The 2,057-nt window shown below is 72.9% G+C and carries 1 protein-coding gene and 1 pseudogene; both read right to left on the reverse strand.

What is annotated here, in order from left to right:
* Nucleotides 1–663, reverse strand: a pseudogene (locus AB0G02_RS36920) (hypothetical protein); the annotation flags it as partial.
* On the reverse strand, nt 660–1,856 hold the full coding sequence (locus AB0G02_RS36925) for a hypothetical protein (RefSeq protein WP_360804155.1): 1,197 nt from the start codon (nt 1,854–1,856) through the stop codon (nt 660–662). The pseudogene AB0G02_RS36920 and the gene AB0G02_RS36925, both read right to left, overlap by 4 nt.
* Nucleotides 1,857–2,057 lie beyond the last annotated feature (201 nt).

A 2,057-nucleotide genomic window follows, 5' to 3' on the forward strand; every position in this document is an offset into this window, starting at 1 on the left:
GGGGGGGGCGTCGGTCGTGCCGTCGGAACGCACGTAGGCGCGGACCAGCTCGTGCGGTGCGCGGGGATCGGGCAGGGGTGCGGACCCCGCGCACGTCACCGCCTCCGGCAGGACGTCGGTCAGCTCGGCGCCCAGGTCGCCGTCCGCGGCGGACACCACGACCCGGGCCAACCCGGGCGGGCAGCGGCGGGCCAGCAGCGCCACGAACTCCAGCGTCGTCGGTTCGGCGGCGTGGACGTCCTCGAACACCAGGCACAGGGGCGGCAGGCCGGCCTCCGCCCGGGCGCGGGCGTGCGCGACCAGGAACGTCACGACGCCCTGGCTCATGCAGCGGACCATCTGCGCGCCGTAGAAGCGGGTGCGCTGGTCGAACGGCGCCTCGTCGGCCAGCGTCGGCGGCGGGTCCCCGATCAGCGCGGCCAGCTCGGGGATGCCGTAGAGCAGTTCGCCCCGGTGCGCGTCGACCAGTCCGGGGTGGCGGGCCAGGGCGTCGGGCAGCACGGCGCGCAGCAGGTCGTCCACGCCGGTGTACGGACCGCGCAGCCGGTGGTGGCAGCCCACCACCACGGGGTCGGCGCCGTCGAGGAGGTCCGCCAGGAGGCGTTGCCGGTCGGCACGCCGCCCGCCGCGGACGAGGAGGTGCCTGGTGTCGGGGGCGGTCATGCTCGTTCTCCTTCCGGGACCGGTGCGGGGGAGGCGGGGGAGCGGCGCTTGCGCCGGGCCAGGTGGGCCACCAGCAGGAGCTGGCCGACGTTGATCGCCAGCGACACGACCGCGTCCCAGAAGTACAGGTCGTACCGCCCGCCGGTGAGGTTGCGGCCGATGATCCCCGCGTAGCTCACGACGATCGGCAACGAGCCGAAGACCATGAGCGCGAGCATCACCGCCACGCCCAGCACGATGAACGGCCCGTACCAGCGGCCCGCCCGGCGGTCGTGCTCGGTCCACCGCTCCTCGTCGACCACCCGCTCGGGTCGGCCCAGCAGCCGCCACCACCGGTTGCGCAGCAGGGCGACGCTCGCCTCGTGCAGGTCGTGGCAGCGCAGGGCGGTGGCGAACACGTAGTACAGGTCGGTGCGCAGGTAGAGCTGGAACTGCCAGACGAGCCGCATCACCACGGTGAACCCCAGCGCCACGCAGATGGCGCCGAACAACGACAGCGCGCCGTCCGCGCCGCGGGTGGCGTGCGCCAGCAGGCCGAGGCCGGCCAGGGCGACGACGTCGACCGCCATGCCGGACAGGAACGGCAGGTACCGCTTGGCCGCGGGAACGCTGAACAGGCCGTTCATGCTCGTCTCGAAGACCACGTACAGGTACCGGTTGCTCATGCCGAGCCGACTGGGCAACCCGAGCCTGCGCCCCGCGAGGGTGTGGAATCCCTCGTGCAGGAAGATCAGCGGCAGTTGGCCGAACGTGATCACCAGCTGCACCACCAGGGTGGAGCCGCTGAAGAAGAACTGGCCCGGGTCCGGCACCACGTCGTGGTGCTCGGCGCCCACGACCAGCCAGGCGGCCGTGACGGCGGCGTACAGCAGCCACGCCCACGGCGAGAACGCCACCCGGCCCAGCCACCGGAAGCGCACCGGCCCGGTCACGACGGCGTCGCCGCCCTCGCGCACGAACCCCAGCTCCCGCACGGCTTCGAGGAAGTCGTCGACGTCCACGGCCTCGCCGAACTCGGTCTCGTACCAGTCGGCCGCCGCCGCGGGGCTGTGCCCGTCGGCCATCCGCCGCAGCAGCGCGGCGCCGTCGGCGGGCAGCACGGCGTACGCGCCGGTGTCCAACCGGCCGACCACGACCTCCTCGCCCTCGGGGACGAAGCTCAGGTCGTGGAACAGCACCGGCGTCTCGGCCATGTGAACCCTCCCCGCGGGAGGGGCCGCGCACCGGAGCGCGCGGCCCGATCCGTTCGGTCCGTCAGGCCTCGATGCTGTACGGGCACTTGCAGGTGGCCGTGGTCAGGCGCACGTCGCCCGTCCGGCGGACGGTGATCTTCTTCATCTTCGTCGTCGTCTTCACGGGTTTCTCCGTGTGACCGACGGTGATTTTCTTTATTA

This window comes from Actinosynnema sp. NPDC023658 (assembly GCF_040639995.1).
GTDB lineage: Bacteria > Actinomycetota > Actinomycetes > Mycobacteriales > Pseudonocardiaceae > Actinosynnema.